Origin of the sequence: Sulfurovum indicum, assembly GCF_014931715.1 — a bacterium.
In the GTDB taxonomy this organism is placed as follows: Bacteria; Campylobacterota; Campylobacteria; order Campylobacterales; family Sulfurovaceae; genus Sulfurovum; species Sulfurovum indicum.
Map to the genome: position 1 here is coordinate 1349830 of NZ_CP063164.1, position 21659 is coordinate 1371488.

Below are 21659 nucleotides of genomic sequence, written 5' to 3' on the forward strand. Positions count from 1 at the left end.
ACAAAACTGAGTGGTCATATTTATTTGAATATATTATATTTATTCTCAATTCCAGAAAGAGTGTTTCTGGAAAGATATACTATTTTCAGAAATCTCCATACAGAGCTCTCATTTCCATATCCTAAATGTACCTGTCTTGTTTCAATAATCGTGCTATCAAGTATACTCTTCTGTAATAGTTCAGAACTATGTATACAGATCAGCAATAGCATCAATCCATATTATTATCAGAATTTGTTTTGAAAAAATGATCTTTGTATATGGTAATAACTCCAAACCTGCGAGTCATAGAACAACTGCTCTTGGACTTCAAAAATATGACAGACTGGAATGAAATGTTTGCAGTGATCAGATCTTTGGAAGCATATTGGCTACCGGAGACCCCAAAAAACCTATTTGAGGATTTTAAAGAGAGGAGAAGTGAAGCGTAGGTTACTGTGCTGTACAAACAGAACAGACATCAAAAGTACGAAAGATAAATGTAGCCTCTTCAATACTTTTTGAGCCTACCATTGCCCGAATTGCAATACCCTTCTCCTGAGACGTACCATGACTAAGGTTCCACTGTGTAGGTGTAATGATCTCATAATTAACGATCTTTCCCTTTTCTACAGTTGTCTTATGAATCAATGATCCTCTTGAAGCCTCTACAATACCTACACCTTCAAAGCTGTCATGAGTCTGATTGGCTTCCAAGACACAGGAAGGCTCATCTAAAGACAAATCATATAAAAGTTCTTTACAATATCCCAGCAACTGAGCAATCTCATTCACACGTGCAAAAATACGTGTATACAATGAATCCTTATAGCGTTTATGCAAACTCCGGACAATTGGTGTTTTAGCTACCATTCCCCGTGCAAGCGGCCCTACTTCATAAAGTCTGTTCTTATATGTAACAGCTTTTGCTACAGTACCTTTCTGCTCTGATTCTTCTACATAACGTATATCAGCATTAGCGACACTCGTTGCGATCAATTTACCTGAAGGTCTTCCCATATCTTTTCCAAAGACGATAAAACGGTCATAGCTCTGTCCTGTGCTTAGCATACCGTATACTTCCAGTCCGTCTATCAACTTTCTGAGATCACCATTAATCTTAGACAGTGAAGAGACAGACTCAATCTCCAAATAGTCACTAAAAGAGATTCCTGTCATAACCTGTTCAAAAAAACGTATTGCTTCATCAACAAACCCCTCAGCCTGCATCACATCCACATAAGTTGGATCACAGGTAATACCTCCCGGAACCGCATAGGAAGAGTGGGGCCACTGACCTGCAAAAACGGCCAGTGCTTTTGTAATAGTTGATGAAAGATATGATGCCTTTAATGCATAGTTTTCACCACTTTGCGTAGCTGTCAGGTGTTCAAACTGTGGCAAGATGACCAGATAGAACCATTTGATATGGTTTTGAATGACTTCACACGCCAGCGTAAACTCCCGGATCTTTTCAGCTTTGCTTGTCAACTGAATGCTGATCCCCTGACTCTGATAACCATTCTCGATCGCTCTGACCGCTGCAAGAAGATGTGCATGATTGCAGATACCGCAGACCCTGGGGGTGATCACCAGTGCATCTCTTGGTACTTTTCCCACAAGTATCTCCTCGATACCACGGTAAAATCCAAAACCTATGTGAACATCTTCTATCTTGCCATTCTTAAATGTAAAGTCAAGCTCAGCTTCGCCCTCTATCTTCTCAATCAGTTTTTTCACGACCATAGTCGATGATCCTCTCTTCAAGTCGTTTGATCCTGAAACTTTTACTAACCCCTGTAGCTGTTAAATAAGCCCGTCTTGGTACGCCAAGAGGCATAGTAGCAGGAATCCCCATATTGGTCTTGGTTTCAAAAAGAGTCGTTTTGGGGAAATCAGGCTCAGTACAGCCAAAACAAGGCATACCGGCAACCGTTTTGGAACTCACATCATTCCAAAGTATTTTATTACAGCTTCCTCTTGTGTATGGGCCCTGACACCCCTGCTCATAAAAAAGACACCCCTCTTTAAGCCCAAAACCTTTAGTATCAATCTTCCACTCAAAGTATTCATTTCGTACACATCCTGTATGCACGGTAATACCGTAAAGTTCCTGTGGACGATGCATCTCATCGAGAGGAATATGCCTCTTGTTGGCAATCATCATCAACACATAGGAGAGCCACTTGGGATGAATAGGACAGCCAGGAAGGGAGATCAGTTTGGAAGCATATCTCTTATAACGCTTCCCCGGCTCTTCTCCGTCAAAACAAAATCCTGTGATCGCATCAGGATCATGTTGCTTAAAGACCCCGCCAAAGGTAGCACAGGTACCTGCTGAAATAATAAATTTTGCTTTTTTTGCATAGGTCTCCACAAAGGAAATGACCTCAACACCACTTTTTACAAAGCCCTCTTCCCGGAAAGAACCCTCCAGTATCAGTACATCACAAGGAACTTTTCCCTTGATGACTTCCTCCAGTGTATATTCTGTTTCAAGTACCGGATGGTACAGTAGTTCAAAGTGTGAAAGTATGGAGAAAAGATCGTAGTGATTGAAAAAAGAGTGGGTATTACCATTGCAGGTTATGGACTGAAGCCAAAGTAGTTTGGGTTTGGCCTCTGCTGACACTGCTATGCCTTGAGTGCAAAATAGATATTACGGGAGATATCATCGATGTAGTATTCGATCTCTTTGGGAAGTACCCCCTCACCCTTGAGAAAGACCATGCCTCCAAGATATCCCATAAAAAGTCCAAATGCAGAGAAAAAGTCCTGATTACGAAGTTCTCCTGAGGAGACAGCATCATCAAAAAAGATCATAATCTCTGTAATGAATCCCGAAACACAGACCATTCCTTCACACCCACTGCTGAATACTTCCCGGTTTGAAAGGTAGACACGCAGAAAATACTCGATCATCTCCGGTTTCTCTTTTGCTGTAGTAAAATAAACCTCAACTATCTTTCTGATCTTCTCTTGCGAACTGATATCCATCATGTTGACTTCTCGTATCTTTGAACCAAGCACCTCGGAGGTATATTTAATAATTTCCTGTGCAAGAATATCTTTTGATGAGAAGTAGTTATAGAGGTTACCTACACTCATCCCGAGCTTAGTTGCTATATCAGGGATAGTGGTTTTATGAAAACCATTTAAAGAGAAAAGCTGTAGTGCCGCCTGAATGATCGACTCGCGCTTTAATGTTTTTTTATCCTTTATATCCACTAAAATCCTTCACCTGTTCTATTCACATTAATCATAACAGTATGATAACATATCTCACATATATATAAGCGTATCTCTTTCCTTATTATTGTCAGATTTTATCATTTGGGATAGAATAGTTCCAACTCATTCTGCAGTGTTCAGGAAAATTTACGTCAGACACTATCCTGACCTGCACCATTATGATCCCGGAAGTATACATTTTGCATCAAAACTGTATTCTTTTCCGTTCCAGTATACCTGACTCGCTTCCATCTGTTTATCCTGAACTTCATTCTAAGGCATATTAACTACTTAACTACAAACTAAGAATAATGTGAATTTTACCAAAAAACACTATAAAATCTACAAAAAATTTCATAATTCTAAACATTCTCGGATATATAAACTCACAAAGTGTAAATACTAATAAATAATATTTCACAATTTGTGAATTATTCATGATGTTAGCATTTGTGCATGATAGAATTTCCTTAATTGCTTTTTAAAAGGATATTCCATGATTGTTAAAAAGGCTGACTCTTACATTATCTCCACAATATTCAATAACGAGGTAGTCACCTTGGTTGATTCAGAAGGGTGGAGTATTTGGATGAAACAGGTTAGAGACCTTTCTAATAATACCATACATGCCTTTCTCAAAAGCATGGAAAGGTTTTGGGAGTGGAGTCTTTATAATCCTATTGGGCTTCAAGAGCCTTTTGCATCCTATCAGGCGCGATACAGAAACCAACTACGGTCTGGGTTCGAGATCACCGTTAGGGAAGAAAGTGAATGGGATGCTGATGGTATTGAGGTAACGGTTCTTCAAAGTGCGCCGCTTGGAAAATCAACAATCAATAAAGAGATTGCGGGGATTAACTCTTATTTTTATTTTACAGAAGAGAGCGAACTGATAGAAGATCACCGTTTCATCAATCATCTGCAGGAAAGACACAAAGCCGCAAGAAGTTTCCTCGCAGGCGTTCAGATCAGGAAGTCCCCTCTCGCACTGGAAGCTTCTGGTTCAAAGGTTAAATATCTTCCACCATACAAAGTACCGAAGAACAGACAGCGTATTAAATATTTTCCGATGGAATTGTTCGATGAGCTGCTTGAGATATCCAAACCGAGAGAAAAGCTGCTTTATATTTTGTGCGGTGCGTGTGCGGCACGAATCGGACAAGCTCTAAACCTTACCCTGTACGATATCGACTATGAAAATCGGGAAGTGTGGCTGATTGACCCCAAATCGGATGATATCGATATCTACAACAACAAAAGACGGGTGTGGCTCAAAGAAGAATACGATATTGACATGATGCTGGATAACGAGCACAATACACCCGATCTGCAATTTAAATACCCTATTCCTCTTAAACACGAACCACTCTACTGGCTGAGCGACAAATACCGTGATATGTTCTTTGAGACCATTGAATCGTATATGAAAAGCAAAACCTATGTATCCGAGTTTGCACGCTATCCGAGACATCCCTTTTTCTTTACGACAAGTACGGGGAAGAGAGTGCATAGCAGAGATGCTTTATCCCGTTTGAAATCAGCACTTAAAAAACTTTACCAAAAACATCAAGAGAGTGTGGACAAAAAACTGCTTGATCTTGGATTTCATTCACTGCGTCACATGTTCGGTCATGCGCGGGCAGAACTTTATGCCCAAAGCGGCAACGATGCCATTCCATACATTACAATGAATGAAATGGGGCATAGTAATTTCGAATCAACACTTGTTTATTTCAATATGTCAAAAGAGACAATAAGAGACTTGATATCAAGCTACTTGGAGCGTTGCGAAGAGTAAAACTTATTAAAGAGGGACAACATGAAACACAAGGCAAAGAACGACAATTTGAAAAAGCATCAGCAGGCACTTGTAGAGAGAAATACGGCATTGATCAAAAGGGTTATCGAGCATATTAAACAGCTTGACGGCGAGATCACGATGTCAATCGTCTCAAAGGTCAGCTATGAGATTGCCGACAGCAAGAAGGGTGAAAAGGGGATTACACTTGCGGGCATATCTAAAAACAAGGTTTACCGCGCCTTGGTTGAAGAGGCTGCGGCAAGTGCCCGCATGGGCGAAAAGCAAAACCGGAGGGGAAGACCCCCGAAACATTATTCGGACGGCGATATCCGAATGATGCTTCATGCTCTGCGTACAGAGAATGCATTACTTAAACGCGAGAACACCATTTTATCCCAACAGCTAAAGGAGGTGCCAAATGCCATAGAAGCAACCGAACCGGTACCCGATATGATCATTCGGGAATACAACGGAGTTAAAAATGCAGCAAGGTCTATGGTGTCAAGACTGTGCGAAATGGAGTTGACCTATATAGACAGCGAAACCGAATGTCTGAAGGTGGCACACTACAACGAAGTGGTCGTACCGAAGGAGGCATTGAAGCTTTTTTACCAAAAGGAGTTACATGACATACAACGCAAGATTCGAGAAACTGCTCCCGACAATTAACATCAGTGACGAGTTTCTGATTATAGAAGATGCCTATACGACACTGGGAGAAGATTGGCTCGCCTATGTGAAACATACACTCAGCCTTGCCTTCAAAAAGGATACGAAGTTCAAAACGATTCGAGACGCAGTGAAAAAGCCGCAATCACTTCTATCTCTCAGCGACAAAGCCAAAAATCTTCTCGGCATGGGAGAAGATTTTTGCGTGATCGATATCGATATCGACAGAAACAATCAAATAAAAGTCACACCGATCATGGGCTATGATGAGCTGATCAAGATTTATTTTTCATCTGAAAAACAGAAAGTTCACGGCATGGGAGTTAAAGCGATCATCGATAGATTCTTTGGCTACCAGTGGGGAAAGAAGAAACTTCTTTATCCGATCAAGAAGGTGCCGGAAGGTTATCAAAGACCGGATAACTGGAATGAGATGATCATGGAAACGGAATTGTCGGTAAAGTTGACTACATGGTTCACACAGCAACTCAAGGGGAAAGCAAAAGCAAACTATTACCATAGAAGGCAGGCATTAAACCGGGTATTGTCTGCAACAACGTGGTACACGCTCTCTCAAATCAGCGACAGAGAACTCACGCTTCTTAGAGATGCGATCGTGGGGAATGAACACCAAAGCGACGGAAGAAGAACAAACGAGTTTGACATATTGATCATCAATGATTTGCGGTATATGCTGATAGACAGCGGAAGAGACGATATTACGCCTCCCAGAGATATTGCAAGAGAAAAACGATCCGATTATTTCGGTGAGGGGTCTTCCCTTGACGAGCGTTTTGAGTGGGTTGATACGGAACGGTTTCCAAACCTGACAGAGATCAAAGAAAAGGCGTATGACTATATCCACAGACTGAAGATCGAAGGTGCGGCGGCAGGAACGATCAACGGAAAGGCAACGGCAGTCAACAACTTCTTTAGGTTTCTGATGGATGTTTATCCGTTTGAGAAGATCGATATAGACAGGATCGATGAGTCTTTCGAGCCGGGCAGCTCAAAAAGCCTTCTTGGATACCTTGAGGAAGTTAGGTCAAGCAGGGAAAGCGCTATTACAGAACTGTATAAGATCATACAGTTTTTGGTGCATTGTGAACTCTACTCGGCAAAATCCCGAAAAAACACACCACAGCAGAGAAAAAAAGCCAAGCGAGAACCATATAGGGATGCTATGCCCAAAGAGATGGTGGCGCACATTGTTGAAATTCTCAAAAACAGACCTCCCAACAGCACCACAAGATGGAATCGATACAAAGCCGACAGTTCATGGTGGGAGCATGATGTCTATCCCGTCTATCCGATGATGATGCTCTTTGGATACTATATCCCGATCAGAGGGGAGCAAGTAAGAAACCTGTGCAGAGAGAACTCCTTTGTTTTTGATTCATATGGAAAGATCGAAAGATTTGTCATCAATACGGACAAAAACGTGAACAAGAGATATCTGCATGAAGTTCCGTGCGTATGGGATGACTTGCAGGCATTCGTTCCTTTTCTCAAGTGGCACAAGGAATACTTTCCTCATTTGTCGAAAGTCAAATATCACAATGACGACAACTCTCCGTGGGAAGATATCGTGCCGCTTATGATCACACCGCAGGTACTTCGCCCTATGAGCAAAAAAACTCACATGGATTATCATAAACGCGTACTGTGCCAGTATCAGATTGAAGTTATGGAAAAGGCAAAAAAGGAAGGTCACAGCAACTATCCTGTGGTTGCATGGAGAAAAGACAAAAAACCGTTTTTTAAAAGTGTTGAAGAGCTCAACAGGGCATCAAGTACGGCAATGGATAACATCGGGATCAGCTATGATATCCACTCTTTAAGGGTTACGGGTGCAACACGGTACTTGGAGGCTGGTGTCGGAATCAAGACCGTAATGGATCTTACCGGACATGCCAGTGCAGAAACACTGATACGTATTTATGTGCAGCTTACCAGAGAAGAGAAGGAACAGACACTCCGTTCCGCGGCAGAGAGAATATTCTTCGGCAAAAAGGAGGACTTGATAGAAAATACCGATCAGCTCATACGGGGCGAGTTTGTCAGCGCCTATAACAAAGGAAAGGATGAGATCAAGCATTCGCTTGAAGAGAATAAACTCTTTTCACTTTACCGGAAAGCTTCGGCAACAAAAACGGCAAAAGAACTCTATCCGGGTGTGGAGATTGCGCTGGAGAAGCATCCGACCACTTGGAGACCGATGATACACGGTATATGCCCTGCCGTCAAATGTCCCGAAGGAAGAGAGAACAAATGCTCATTGTGTCCTTATCTAATCACAGGGAAGCTCTTTATAACGGGGTTGTGCATCAGCTCAACAATCTGTTTGCAGCCTTTCAGAGAGAATCGGTTGTTATTGAAGAAGAGAAGAACAAAGGATATGAAAATCATGCAAAGATCGAAGCGCAGGAGACACGCCTTGAAGAGATACTTGGCTATCAGGAGATACTTGACAGAATCAAGCATGACATGGAGCAGGAGTGTGAAGAAAGCAGCTTGGTTCAAGGCAAGGATCTCGCAAGGGGGCACCGAAAGTCATTGATCGTTGCAGAGAAAATACCTACGGAACTTGCGTATCTCAAGAATGCTTACGATGCACAGTTATTGGGGGTGGAGAAAGATCACTTCGGTATGAAGATATTGACAATCAAGGCGATGAAAGTGGCAGTTGAAATGGGCGACAAGGATGCTTTCGACTCTATAGGGAGGGATGAGTCAAAAGCGATTGATTTGTTGATGAGCTATTACACCAACGGAATAGAGCATAAAGAAGATATCGGAAATTTCATATCCTCTATTGGCATATTGCCACAAAAGACAGAAAAAAGTCCATAAAATTTACAAAATGTGTAAAACTTTTTCAAAAATTACACATTTTGCACTTTATTTTGTGTAAAATTACAGATTTGTGTATGAAATTGCTATAATAATACCAATACTGTAGAAGGATTCACAAAATGAATACCATAGAAGACATTATTGACAGGCTGATAGATATTCTTGAAAAAGAGCGGGGAGAAAAGGTCTATGTTAAAGACGTAGCCAAAGCCCTCAAAATGTCTTCTTCCCAACTCTCCAACTTTAAAAGCAGAAAATCCATTCCCTATGATAAAATTACAGAATACTGTGCGAGAAACCGTATCAACATCAACTGGGTACTCTTCGGGCAATCCGTAGAAATGCTCAATTCCGAGGTGGAAAGTGTCTATAGGGTCAAGTTGATAGAGGGGGTGCATTCCTCTGCCGGAGGCGGAGCGTTTAATGATGAAGACGTTGAGTTCTCATATCTTACGATAGACCCGATCTACAAAGACCTTCTCGGCATTAACAATATTGATGAGATAGAGGCAATCAGGGTTATAGGCGACTCAATGGAGGACACGCTGCATGAGGGGGCAATCATCCTTGTAAATCGCAAAAAGACCGAGCTCTCCAACGGCGGCATATTCGTCATCAATACCCCCGGAGGAGTGTTCGTTAAGCGCGTTGCCATTAATCCCACCGGAGGGGTTGATCTGATCTCCGACAACAAGAGTTATGAAACGCAGACTATTCCTTTTGAGGATGTGACGGTGGTGGGCAGAGTTATTGGGGCTTTGGAAAAGATATGAATGTTAAATTATTATGGAGCAATAAGGCATGAACACACAAACACAATTTATAGACTTGCTAAAAACAATATTTCAATTCAATAAAAATAAAATTGATCTTGATTTCGGAGTCTATAAAATTTTCAAATATAAAGAAAACGAGATTGTAGACTTTATTGAGAAGAAGCTTCCTGCTTTTATTGAGGAGGCAGTCAAAGATGTTGGTGAATATGATATTTATCGAGATGTTTTGAATTTCTTTGGCAGATATTACGATCAAGGGGATTTTTACCCCACTCCGGTATTTTCCAAAAACAAGCATCATATCTTTAGGCACAATGGAGAAGAGATTATTTTCTCATGGGCAAACAAGGATCAATATTATATTAAAAGCGTGAATAGCTTTCAAGAGTATAAGATAGTTGATATCAGTGTAAAAAACAGGAAAAAAGCATTTAAAAATGTCACTAATATTAAATTTCTTATTGACGAAATAGAGGAAGAGAAAGGTACTACAAAATCTGGAAGAGCATTTGTGTTGAGTGAAAACAAAAAGCCACAAGTTTCAGATGATGGAAATAGTTTTTTAATTTACTTTGACTATAAAAAAAGCAAAACCCCTGTAACCCTTGAGGCATTGAAGAAAATTTTTGAATCAGAAAAAATAGAAATTGAAAACCTTGAGTTTCATTTCAAAAAATTCAATAGTCTCCACAAGTCAGATTTTTTTATTCATAAAAATCTTGATTCTTTTCTAACAATGGAGCTTGATTATTATATTAAGACTGTTGTTCTGGATTTGGATAAGCTTGAAGTTGAAAATGATTTGCTGATAAAAAGAGCTATTGCCATTAAAAAGATTGGAGCTTTTATTATTGAATTTTTAGCATCAATGGAAAACTTACAAAAACTTTTGTGGGAGAAGAAAAAGTTTGCATATGATGTGAACTATATTATCACACTTGATAAGATACATCTACCTTTGTTGAGAAAGATTATATCGCATGAGAAATTCAATAAGCAGGTAGAAGAATGGAAGAGTCTTGGCTTAATTGAAAAGTTTCCTAAAAATTCATTCATAGACTCAAAAACAAAAGAGATCAAGGAGGAATATAAGTATTTGCCCTTAGATACTGCCATATTTGAAGATCAAGATTTGACTTATAGTGTGCTTGAACATATTGAGTATCTGGATGATACTATTGACAGTATTCTTGTTAACAGTGATAATTTTCATGGTATAAACTTTTTAATTGAAAAATTTAAAAAACTGATAAAATGTGTATATATCGATCCCCCATACAATACAGAAACCGATAGATCGAATGGGACTTTCCCCTATAAGGATGGGTATCCAGACAGCACTTGGTTATCGCTACTTGGTAGTCGCATAGAGGCATCTTTACCATTATTAAGCGATAATGCAGTGATCTTTTCAAGTATTGATGATAATGAGGTTGATAATTTGTTAAAGCTGTATAAGTCGCTTGGCTTTGATTTTGTTAAATTGCTACCAACGATAATGAATTTAAAAGGAAATAATGACGAATATGGTTTTTCTGGAGCACACGAATATACAATTTGTAGTATAAAAAATGGTAAAGTTGATGGTGCCATTTTAGAATTAAATGTAACTGAGGACGATATTATAAAGTGGGAGACTGATGAAAGAGGCTTTTTTAAAAAGGGGGCAACTTTAAAATCATCAGGAGAAAACGCACCAAGAACAAAGAGGCAAAATTTATATTATCCTATCTTATTTAATAAAAAGACAAACAAAGTAGAAAGTATCCTTTTTGAAGAATATGGCAAAATATATAATAAGGAAAACAATACTTTTAACGATAATTATATTGAAGAGTTAAGGACAAAGTATCAAAAAAAAGACTATGTCTTTTTATTACCTCTTGACGAAAAAGGTTCAAAGTTAACATGGAGGTGGTCGTTTGAAAAAATACAAAAGGAATCTTATGATGTAATTCCTGTCAAAACAAAAACAGGTGTTACTCTTTATAAAAAGCAGCGACCTGAACTAAAAGATTTTCCGACAAAAAAAGCAAAATCCTTCCTATATAAGCCCTCATATAGTAGTGGAAATGGAACCGCGGAACTTAAAGAATTGTTTAACTCAAAACCATTTAAGTCTCCAAAGCCATTAGCTTTGGTAGAAGATTTGATTTCATTGGGTTCCACCCCAGAGAGTGGATATATACTTGATTATTTTTTGGGAAGTGGAACAACAATACATGCAGCAATAAATCAAAAAAGGCTAAAGCAAGATTTTAAAGTTATTGGAATCGAAAATGGTGAATATTTTGATAGTTTAATTATAAAGAGAACAAAAAAGGCTATTTATTCAGATAGCTGGGAAGAAGGTAAAGCCCAAAAACCTAACGGAATAAGCCAAATAGTAAAATACTTCAAACTTGAACAATATGAAGATGCATTAGAGAATACCGTTTTCAATAGTAGTGACTATAGTGCTATTAAGGCATTTAAAGATGGTCTTGAACCCTTTAAGGAATACATGACTGAACACTACCAAAAAAGCTATCTTTCTCTGTATGAACACTTCGGAAAAAGCCACTCCCAATCACTTATGATGAAGATTGAAGATGAGCTATTGAATAAACCATTTGACTTCAAATTGAAAATATATGAAGATGGAACCATAAAAGAAAAAACAATGGATTTGGTTGAAACATTTAATGCTCTAATTGGCATTAATGTGATGTCTATCAAAATGAGACAATATGAAGGAAAAAGGTATGTTTTTGTTGATAGTCCAGACATTTTAGTGATATGGAGAGAGTTTGACAATCTGAAGGAAGTGATGCAGACAGAATACAAAAATAAAGAAATGGAGTTCATGAAACAAGAAGTTGATATGAATGATAAAACGATTTATATGAATGGAGTATGTCAAACACATTCTCGTATTGAATTTGATGCAAAAGAAACGCTCTTCGCTCTTCGCGAAAAGCTAATTGACTAACGGGAGTTGAGCGTATGCCATATCAAATCAAAGTTAATGGTCAATCCCCTATTGAGGTTGATGGTTCAAATATAAGTGCCACAGATGCAAAGAATGTTATTGAAAATCTTATGAAAGAGGAAAAATATGCATCGCTGATCCCTCTTATACAGAACAATGACAAAATCAAGTGTACACGCCTTATGGGATCAAACAAAAAAGATTCTTACCTGAACAAGTATCTTTATCTGTATGAAATATTCTTGTCTCTATTTGGTGTTCAGTCGTGGCAGGAGCTTAAAGAATTATACTATAGGGATGAGTATGGGGATATATCGATAGACTCCATACATAAAGTTGATATAGACTCGGATTATCTGGAAAAAGCCATAGCATCTGTCTCTTCCTATGAAAAGGAATTAAAAAAATCATATCGTGATCCAAGTTTCTCCTTTACTGACTATCAAATCTTCGCAATTTTATTTACAGAGCTTTTTCTCATGCAAAAAGAACATGGGAATAAAATATTTTCATTTGGATACCCCGCCAATATTGATGGGATAAGAGTCTATTCCGATGAAAAGGTATCAAAAATCATTGATACACATAGCGAAGAAGAAAGAATGCAGCTTGTTGCACATCTGATAGGTGACTTAAAAAGTAATGGTGCTCCAAAAGGATCATTTGTTGCAAAGTATGAAAAACTTCTTTCTATTGTAAATAATGAAAATAAAACTCTTCAGCAGGCACTCTATGAAGTGTTTGACATTCTTTCAATTAGCTCATATCTACAGGAGAACAACAAACTCGCCTATTATATGGCTACAGGTAGTGGCAAAACTGTTATATTGCATACCAATATTTTGCAAGCATATAAATTCTTTGGGAAAAAATCAAACTTTTATCTTATTGTTCCTACTAAAGAATTGGGAAAACAACACAAAAAAAACCTTATTTCATTTGGCTTCAAAGAGTCAGATATTGGCTTTTTTGAAGATGAAAAAAGTGCTAAAGCTACTGTAGGGAAAAAAGTTAAGGAGATGATGGAGGCTTCCTATCCTTTAAAAATACTGACCAATTCCCAATTAAGTGCAGTCAATAAGCAGAATATTTTCTTCGCAGATAAAAATATTGTTTTTGTCGATGAGGGACACAAGGGAGAAGCAAAGGAAGAAGGCTGGAGAAAGGACAGGAAAAGTATTTTAGGATGGGGAGGATTCGCCTTTGAATACAGTGCAACTTTTTCACATGCAATAAAAGACAACAACAAGTTACTACAAGAGTATTCAAAGGCTATCATTTTTGACTATGCATATCAAAAATTTTATACAGATGGGTATGGAAAACAAGCTGAGTTTGAACCTAAAGAGATAATTAAAAATGACTTTGATAAGGAGTTGACGGATAAAGAGTCTTATAAGCTTTTTGTAAAGGATATAATGGCTTTTTTAGAGCAACAACTGTATTTCAAGGATCATAAAGGTAAACCAAATTTTGAAGCTTATTTTTTCAAGAAGCCTCTAAAGCTGATGATTTGCCGAAGGGTGGATGATGCCAACAATGAATCTGATGTTAAAAAAGCTATAACATATATCCAGAACCTTTCCTTGATAAAACAGGAGACACTTCGGTATATTAAGGAAAATCTTCCATATTTTTCATACATATCGACCATGAAACCGCTCGAAATCTATAATGCAATATTCCGTTTTATTTTTCATGCAAAATCTCCCGCACCAATTGAAATATATGAACTCAACAGTAAAGAGCTTGGTATCAAGGTAGCAAATGCTGAAGAGTATTTCGCAACAGTGTATGTTGGCGAAGTTTCAAAAATAGGAATTAGCGAAGTAAGGAAAGACCCTCTGCAAAAAAGTCTGATTGATACTTTTTTTAAATCACAAGATGGCGACAATCCACAAATCAATATTGTAATTTCTGCAAGAATGCTGATTGAGGGATGGGATACTCAGCGTATTTCCTCTCTATCGTTATTTGACTTTGGAAAACAAGAAGGTAGCCTTATTGTTCAATTATTTGGGCGAGGAGTAAGGCTTCATGGTTCACAGGAGAATAGACTCAAGCGATCAGGCGAGCATCCCATCATGGAGCGATTCAATATTTATGGATATGATTCTAAATTTTTAAAAACATTTATTAATGAGGCGGAACTTAGCGATATATCAAAAGACATAATGATTGAAGTTTATATTGATAAAAATACGGATATGCTAAACAAAAAGCTTCCTATAGTGAAACCAAAACATTCATTTTCGACGCTTCCTTATACCTATCAATATGACAAAGATATTACTGAAGAACTATGTTCTAAAATGATAAAAAAGTATCATCTTGATAAAGGTGACTATTCTTTCTCACTACTTCCTCTTGTTGATGTTAAGGCGCTATATAAAACTTACATCGAAACTACAAGCTACTTGAATTATCACATACCGTATGCAGACTTCTGTCAAACAGTTGTAAAAATTTTTGGATTAAATTTTAGGCTCAAAGAAAAAGATCAATTTAAAAATGTCAATTCTGTAGAGCAAATGGCAAATAGGCTGGTTGAATATTTCTTTGATAGCGCATATAAGCTAAAAAAGAAACAAGATGAACTCTCTACGCCAATGGTTGAACAATTGAGTGAAGACGACCCGAATGTAAACTTTGAGAAATATACTATTTCTGGAACAGAGGAAAGAATAGCAAACTTTATAGAACATTTTGAACAAAATAAAGGTCGTTTTTTTATATCCAAACAAAGTTATGATAGATATGGTTCATATGTTATTGAAGGTAGTATTTTTTCTTTCCTTTGCGACATACATGCTTATTCCCCATTGCTTGCTGAATATGGTCAATTAAGGATCAGCCCCGACAGACTGGTTGAGAGTGAACAAGATTTTGTTCATAAAGTCAATAAATACCTTTCTGATAATGATAAAAATAAGTCATACCAAGAAATTTATCTTTTAAGAAATCAACAAAAAATAGGTTTTAATGGCTATTTCCCAGACTTCATTCTTTGGGTTATTGACAGAAACAATATTACGCATTTTGTCTTTATCGACCCCAAGGGAGTTAGCAGGCTAAATGTTGATTCAGTTTGGGAAAAAATGCTGTTCTCTATGGAAATTAAAAAAGTAGAAAAGTCTATTAGAAAAGAGTATCCTAATCTGCGCCTTCACTCGTTTATATGTGCAACGAAAAGTATTGATGAGTTGTCACAGGATAAGGTTTTGAGTAGTTTCATTGGTGGAAAAATTACTACAAAATTTACTGGCGACACAAAGCAGTTGTCTTCACAACAATTAGCTACGGCACTTACACTTTTAAATGTTTTGTCCATTCAGGATCATGATCTTATTGAAACCATAGTGACAACAGTGTGCAAAACAGAGATAGACGACTCCCTGAAGGGTTTTTTTTGAGGTTATATTTCCAAATCAAAAAACAAAGCTTAACGAGTATTGGAATGACAAAAAACGAAGACTTAAAGATTGTAGTAATATTACAGGTCGATTGCAATCAGATGCCTTTTATACATATAAATATATTTTAAAAGATGAAGAGGCAAGTCGTAAGCTGTGTAAACAATTTGCGACTGGAGTGTGGAAAGATGCTATCTTAGATGCTGGATTTGAACTTCTAAACATTTCTTTTGCTGGCATGTTAAGACCTGGCTTAACACTATCAAAGCAGGCATTAGGTTTTGTTCAATCAAAAATTTCTAACTAAAATATTCTTTTTATTTTTTATGTCTTTAGCCCATATAAATAGCTTTGGGGCAACCAAAAGTCATCTCAACATAATAAACGGGGCAAGCACCGAATGCGTCATGCACAAATTCTATACCAACAGCGGATGGACACAGATAGAAGGCGAAGTCGGACGCAACGGTATTGACGGGCTCTACTACAAAAAACGCAACGGCGTGATCAGGGGGGTACTGATCGCGGAAAGCAAATGGAACACATCAAGGCTTGGATTGAGCGGTAAAGGCAAGACCATTAGGCAAATGTCTCAAGAATGGGTCATAAGGGTGCTTAAAAGGCTTCAAAAATACAAACCTATACCCGAATATAGTTCAATCCTGAAACTCGTTCAAAACGGGCAATACAGGGCACGGCTATTCCGGCTTAAACCGGTAGGTGAAGAGAGCATACAGATATCCATCTACAAGATCAAAAACAAAGGCTTTAAAACATTTGAAAAGATCAAAGAGCGGCAGCTAAAGCCGATCAATATCAATCATCCGTCAAACAGTTTTGAGAAAGGTATTATCAGAGCGTACAATGACTGCCGGCGAAAATATTTGCACCGCTACCTTCCAAGTCTGCCGGATATCGAAATTGAAAGATTAATGAACGACAACTATATTCAGCCAAAAGATATTAGTCGTGATCACCTATAGATATGCTATTGACGAAAACGGTAAGATTGATTCTATCGAGGAATTATTTTAATTTAGCCAGTTCGTCGAGTATATTGTTTAATCCATCATATAAACCTCGTTTGTAATCCCCTTCAAGCAAACATGAGTTTGATTTCATTTGGTAGTCTATCTGTTTTTTGAATTGATGAGGCAGATTTTTTTCTATCTGCAGAAAGTAGTATGCAAGTTCGGAGGCATATTTTAAAGCAGTAAGCCTTCCTTCCCGATACTTGTCTGTTTCGGTGATGGTGTTCTTGTTGAATTGATACATGGTTATTTGAGAATAGATGTGGTTGCTGACAGACGATAAAAAATCTTTGGATGTCTTCATGAGTATCCCTTTATAAATGATAGTGAGATGAGATTTTATAGTATATAAAAGGGAAATTGGTGATAAATACACAGTTTGTGTATTTACTTGAAAGTTAAGTGTTCTTTTTCGTAGTGTATTTATTAACTATGTAGAAACAAAGATATATCGTGATTTGTGGTTAGTTGATTTCGTGGTTATATCTTAGAAGATATCAAGACCCAGGCACCTTCATGACCCTCCATCGTAGCACTGCCGGCACAATAAAGCGGAATCTTCACTTCAGGGACCTCTACCCTGTAGGTTTTATGTATGTGTCCAAAAAGTATCGCCCCATTCTCTATCACACTGCACGATCTCAAAAAGTCATCTGCATTATGCAATCCATGCAGTTTTTTATCAGGTTTGCCGTTTGCCAGACGCGGTGCATAATGAGTGATTACAAACAGGAATCGTCCTTTGACACGTTCATCTTGCAATATTTGGTCTAATGCTTGAAGCTGTATAGTGGGGATGTGTCCGTCTGAACGCCACGGCCATGGGTTTGGCTTGGAACTGTTGAGTGCTATCACTGCGACATCATCACCGATCAGTCGGATAAGAGGGTAGTGTCCTCCTCTGCAGTATTCGGGCAGATCATTTTGCAGAACGGAACAGAAGTGTGCTGCAAAACGATAGTGGCTATTTCCCTCATGCACATAAATATCATGGTTTCCCGGTACAGTAAGGTAATTCTGAGGCGGAGACATAAAAGGGTCCATCAATTCACGGGCTGTGACCAGTTCATGCTCCAGTCCCAAAGCTGTATAATCACCTGTATTGATGATGATATCAATATCGTTCTTTTCTTTAAAACGTACCATCGCTGCCATCTTCTCTTCAACTTCATCAAAATAGTTCGCACGGCCACGTAGAAGGTTTATCGCTCCTACGGCACGCTTACTGAACCACTTTTTCCACTTCATGTGACGCACAAGGGCACCCACATGAATATCACTGAAATGTAAAATACGCAACGGTCTGTTCATTATCTGTCAAATACCTTTCAACCATTTTCTCATCTTCATTTCCTCCATTCCGCTTTTTGACTATTCTACAGGTATTTTACTGATAACCTACAAAGCAAAAAACCGTTTTTTAAAATATATTTTCAATCTCAGCGATAAAATTGATAAAATTTTTGGGAAAAAAGGAGGAGGGAAGAAGGAACAACAAGTTGGGTCCTCCCGCAAAGGGGAGAAGTTGAGATGGCACTATCCGACCATCGCTTCAAGCTCTGCTTTGGAAACCTGGTTGAAGTTAAGATATTTATAGACACTCTCTTTGTTGTCATCTGTGATCTTTCTGTTCATAATTTCAAGGTACTCCTCTTTTGTCGGGAGGCGTCCAAGAAGCGCTGCAACAGCTGCAACCTCTGCAGATCCAAGATAAACCTGTGCACCTTTACCAAGACGGTTGTCAAAGTTTCTTGTTGAAGTAGAGAATACGATCGCATTGTCTGCAACCCGTGCCTGGTTACCCATACAGAGTGAACATCCAGGAATCTCTGTTCTTGCACCTGCTGCACCAAAGATCGCATAGTAGCCCTCTTCGATAAGCTCTTTCTCATCCATTTTGGTCGGCGGTACAACCCATGTTCTTGCTTTCACCGCACCCTCACCTCTGAGTACTTCACCGAGCGCACGGAAAAGACCGATATTTGTCATACATGAACCAACAAAAACTTCATCGATCTTCTCTGTAGGACGGTTTGGATCAGCAAGGATCTCAGAAAGTGTCGCTACATCATCCGGATCATTTGGACAGGCAAGAATAGGCTCTGTGATCTCATTAAGATCGATCTCAATAACCGCTGCATACTCTGCATCTTTGTCTGCTTCAAGAAGCTCAGGGTTCTTGAGCCATTCTCTCATTTTGTCTGCACGTCTTTGAAGTGTTGCTTTATCTTCATATCCCTGCTCAATAAGCTCTTCGATAAGTACGATATTGGACTCAAGATACTCAATAATAGGCTCTTTATCCAGTTTTACCGTACATGCAGCTGCTGAACGCTCAGCAGATGCATCGGAAAGCTCAAATGCCTGTTCACATTTAAGCTGCTCAAGACCTTCAATTTCAAGTACACGTCCTGCAAAGATGTTCTTCTTGCCCTTTTTCTCAACTGTCAGAAGACCATCTTTGATCGCCTGGTAAGGGATGGCATTTACGAGGTCTCGCAGTGTGATACCAGGCTGCATCTCACCCTTGAATCTTACAAGAACAGACTCAGGCATTGTAAGAGGCATCATACCTGTCACCGCTGCAAATGCTACAAGTCCTGAACCTGCCGGGAAAGAGATACCAATAGGGAAACGTGTATGGGAATCCCCGCCTGTACCTACTGTATCCGGAAGACACATTCTGTTCAACCATGAGTGGATAACACCGTCACCCGGTCTGAGGATGAATCCTTTTCTCTCAGTCCAGAACTTAGGCAGTGTGTGCTGCAAATTGATATCTGCAGGTTTTGGATAGGCTGCAGTATGACAGAATGACTGAAGTACAAAGTCTGCTCCAAAGCTCAGTGCTGCAAGCTCCTTGATCTCATCTCTGGTCATTGGTCCTGTAGTATCTTGTGAACCTACAGTTGTACATACCGGTTCACAGTAGACACCCGGTTTCACACCTTCAAGTCCACATGCTTTACCCACCATTTTCTGAGCAAGAGTATACCCTTTGCCATTGTCTTCCGGCTGGGCAGGTGCCATAAAGATATCTGATGCGCCAAGTCCGAGTGCTTCTCTTGCTTTGGCAGTCAATCCTTTACCAATGATAAGCGGAATACGTCCTCCTGCTCTCATTTCGTCAGGAAGCGTGTTCGGCTCAAGTGTAAATTCAGAGACTACCTGACCCTCTTTTTCGATCACTCCGTCAAACGGTTTTACAGTGATCACATCACCTGTTTCAAGTGCATCTACCGGTGCCTGGATAGGAAGACATCCTGAGTCTTCTGCTGTGTTGAAGAAGATCGGTGCTATGATAGAACCGATGACTACACCACCGGTTCTTTTGTTAGGGATACCAGGGATGTCTCTACCCATATGCCATTGAACAGAGTTGATACCTGACTTTCTTGAAGATCCTGTACCTACAACATCACCTACATATGCAAGAGGATGCCCCTTCTTCTTGAGCTCTGCCATAGTCTCAAGCGGCTTCTCCATTCTTGATACGAGGAATGCATTTGCATGAAGAGGGATATCCGCTCTTGTAAATGCTTCAGATGCTGGAGAGAGGTCATCGGTATTTGTCTCACCCGGTACTTTATACACAGTCAGCGTGATCTCTTTTTCAAGTTCAGGCTTGTTGGTGAACCACTCAGCGTTTGCCCATGACTCGATTACCTCTTTTGCTTTTTCATTTCCCTCATCCATCAATGTTTTCACATCATTGAATGCATCATAAACAAGAATTGTATTCTTAAGCTGTTCAGCAGCTGCATCCGCTACTTCACCACCAAGCTTCAAAGCTTCAACCATCGGTGTAACGTTAAATCCACCAAGCATTTTTCCAAGGATCTCGATCGCTTTTACCTTATCGATCGCGTCACAGCTTACATTTCCTTGAACAATGTCGTTCAAAAATGCCGCTTTAACGTATGCTGCATCATCTACACCCGCAGGAACTTTGTTCTCGAACATATCCATCGCGTATTCAACATCCGCGATCGGACTTGCTTTGAGCAGTTCGACAAGCTCTGCTGTTTGCTCTGCTGTCAATGGAAGCGGTGGAACTCCAAGCTCCGCACGTTCAGCCGTATGTTTTTTATAATCTTCGATCAAGGCCATATTCGGTCTCCTATTGTGTATGAATTTGTAGTTTAATAGTATCGAAATAGGGTTAAATCTTATTTGAATGATAAGTTTACAGAAAGCAGTTGTAAAGGATGTATCAGATAGTTACAGGAATTAGGAAGGAAAAAAGCATTTTTGTTACTTTTGAAGACATGATAAGTGTAAAAAAGGATCATTCAGTAGATCAGAGGAACGAAGAGAAAACCGGGATAAGCCTCTTGTGTAATGCGGCTGTCCGAGTACTTTTTGAAGCGGTAAACAGTATCTTGCACAGGGATGACCAGTATACCTCCCTCATTAAGCTGCCTGAACAGCTCTTCAGGTATCTCTTTACTGCTGGCTGAAACCAGTATTCTGTCAAAGGTCTCATCCGGTTTTCCCAAATCTGTACCGGCTTTTTCAATACTACATCGTTTTCCAAAGCCCGAAGATGAGAGATTCTCTTTTCCCTTTTCTACCAGTTCATCCACTCTTTCCAGTCCCTGTACACTTCCCTCCTCTCCAACTATGTAGCAGAGTAACGCTGTCGTCCATCCGGATCCTGAGCCAATATCCAGGATCTTCTGACCGGGCTGCGGCTGAAGCAATTCAAACATAAATGCGACTGTAGACGGCTGGGAAATGGTCTGCCCCTCTCCTATTGGCAAGGGTGCATCGGCATAGGAGTGCTCATAGAATACTTCCGGTACAAAATATTTTCTGTCAACTTTTTTAAAAGCTTCTATAATATGTGACGAATGAAGTATACTGCTTGAGATCATACTCTCAATAAGCGCCTGATTGTCCTGCATTGCCACTCCTTAGTAATCGGTATCG

At 39.2% G+C, this 21659-nt stretch carries 16 protein-coding genes; 9 read left to right on the plus strand and 7 right to left on the minus strand.

Annotated elements, in window-relative coordinates:
- Positions 1 to 432: 432 nt before the first annotated feature.
- From IMZ28_RS06790 to IMZ28_RS06800, 3 genes are read right to left on the minus strand one after another with little or no spacing between them, the layout of a single operon-like run.
- Positions 433 to 1725, minus strand: a complete 1293-nt coding sequence (locus tag IMZ28_RS06790) for a nickel-dependent hydrogenase large subunit (RefSeq protein WP_197547838.1) — start codon at positions 1723 to 1725, stop codon at positions 433 to 435.
- The gene (locus tag IMZ28_RS06795; RefSeq protein ID WP_197547839.1) at positions 1703 to 2611 is read right to left on the minus strand and encodes an NADH-quinone oxidoreductase subunit B family protein; all 909 of its coding nucleotides are present in this window, start codon (positions 2609 to 2611) and stop codon (positions 1703 to 1705) included. Before IMZ28_RS06795 ends, IMZ28_RS06790 begins: the two co-directional genes overlap by 23 nt.
- A 2-nt stretch (positions 2612 to 2613) precedes the next feature.
- Positions 2614 to 3207 (minus strand): TetR/AcrR family transcriptional regulator, encoded by a 594-nt coding sequence (locus tag IMZ28_RS06800; RefSeq protein WP_332061142.1) that lies wholly within the window; start codon positions 3205 to 3207, stop codon positions 2614 to 2616.
- A 499-nt stretch (positions 3208 to 3706) separates the two neighbouring features.
- Between IMZ28_RS06800 and IMZ28_RS06805 the strand changes: the two genes are divergently transcribed.
- The 9 genes from IMZ28_RS06805 to IMZ28_RS06845 all read left to right on the plus strand — a co-directional run bounded on the left by IMZ28_RS06805 (position 3707) and on the right by IMZ28_RS06845 (position 16679).
- Positions 3707 to 5008 (plus strand): site-specific integrase, encoded by a 1302-nt coding sequence (locus IMZ28_RS06805; protein WP_197547840.1) that lies wholly within the window; start codon positions 3707 to 3709, stop codon positions 5006 to 5008.
- A 21-nt stretch (positions 5009 to 5029) separates the two neighbouring features.
- Complete coding sequence (locus tag IMZ28_RS06810) at positions 5030 to 5680, plus strand: hypothetical protein (protein ID WP_197547841.1); 651 nt, start codon at positions 5030 to 5032, stop codon at positions 5678 to 5680.
- Entirely contained in the window at positions 5637 to 8240 is a 2604-nt protein-coding gene (locus IMZ28_RS06815; RefSeq protein ID WP_197547842.1) for a site-specific integrase, read from the plus strand. The genes IMZ28_RS06810 and IMZ28_RS06815 overlap by 44 nt, the downstream gene beginning before the upstream one ends.
- Positions 8237 to 8533 carry a hypothetical protein gene (locus tag IMZ28_RS06820; RefSeq protein ID WP_197547843.1) on the plus strand — a complete coding sequence of 99 codons (297 nt, stop codon included), beginning with the start codon at positions 8237 to 8239 and terminating at the stop codon, positions 8531 to 8533. Before IMZ28_RS06815 ends, IMZ28_RS06820 begins: the two co-directional genes overlap by 4 nt.
- 122 nt (positions 8534 to 8655) lie before the next feature.
- Complete coding sequence (locus IMZ28_RS06825) at positions 8656 to 9309, plus strand: LexA family transcriptional regulator (protein ID WP_197547844.1); 654 nt, start codon at positions 8656 to 8658, stop codon at positions 9307 to 9309.
- Between the two features lie 28 nt (positions 9310 to 9337).
- Positions 9338 to 12283, plus strand: a complete 2946-nt coding sequence (locus tag IMZ28_RS06830; protein ID WP_197547845.1) for a DNA methyltransferase — start codon at positions 9338 to 9340, stop codon at positions 12281 to 12283.
- Between the two features lie 14 nt (positions 12284 to 12297).
- Entirely contained in the window at positions 12298 to 15696 is a 3399-nt protein-coding gene (locus tag IMZ28_RS06835; RefSeq protein WP_197547846.1) for a DEAD/DEAH box helicase family protein, read from the plus strand.
- Between the two features lie 91 nt (positions 15697 to 15787).
- Entirely contained in the window at positions 15788 to 16003 is a 216-nt protein-coding gene (locus IMZ28_RS06840) for a hypothetical protein (RefSeq protein ID WP_197547847.1), read from the plus strand.
- A 100-nt stretch (positions 16004 to 16103) separates the two neighbouring features.
- Positions 16104 to 16679, plus strand: coding sequence for a hypothetical protein (locus tag IMZ28_RS06845; RefSeq protein ID WP_197547848.1), 576 nt, complete (start codon positions 16104 to 16106; stop codon positions 16677 to 16679).
- Positions 16680 to 16722: 43 nt separating this feature from the next.
- On the opposite strand, the gene IMZ28_RS06850 is transcribed toward IMZ28_RS06845, so the two are convergent.
- The 4 genes from IMZ28_RS06850 to pcm form a co-directional block, all read right to left on the minus strand.
- Complete coding sequence (locus tag IMZ28_RS06850) at positions 16723 to 17031, minus strand: hypothetical protein (RefSeq protein ID WP_197547849.1); 309 nt, start codon at positions 17029 to 17031, stop codon at positions 16723 to 16725.
- 176 nt (positions 17032 to 17207) lie between these two features.
- Positions 17208 to 18038, minus strand: coding sequence for a metallophosphoesterase family protein (locus IMZ28_RS06855; protein WP_197547850.1), 831 nt, complete (start codon positions 18036 to 18038; stop codon positions 17208 to 17210).
- A gap of 225 nt (positions 18039 to 18263) precedes the next feature.
- On the minus strand, positions 18264 to 20837 hold the full coding sequence (locus IMZ28_RS06860; protein WP_197547851.1) for a bifunctional aconitate hydratase 2/2-methylisocitrate dehydratase: 2574 nt from the start codon (positions 20835 to 20837) through the stop codon (positions 18264 to 18266).
- Between the two features lie 182 nt (positions 20838 to 21019).
- Positions 21020 to 21634, minus strand: coding sequence for a protein-L-isoaspartate O-methyltransferase (gene pcm / locus IMZ28_RS06865; RefSeq protein ID WP_197547852.1), 615 nt, complete (start codon positions 21632 to 21634; stop codon positions 21020 to 21022).
- Between the last annotated feature and the right edge of the window lie 25 nt (positions 21635 to 21659).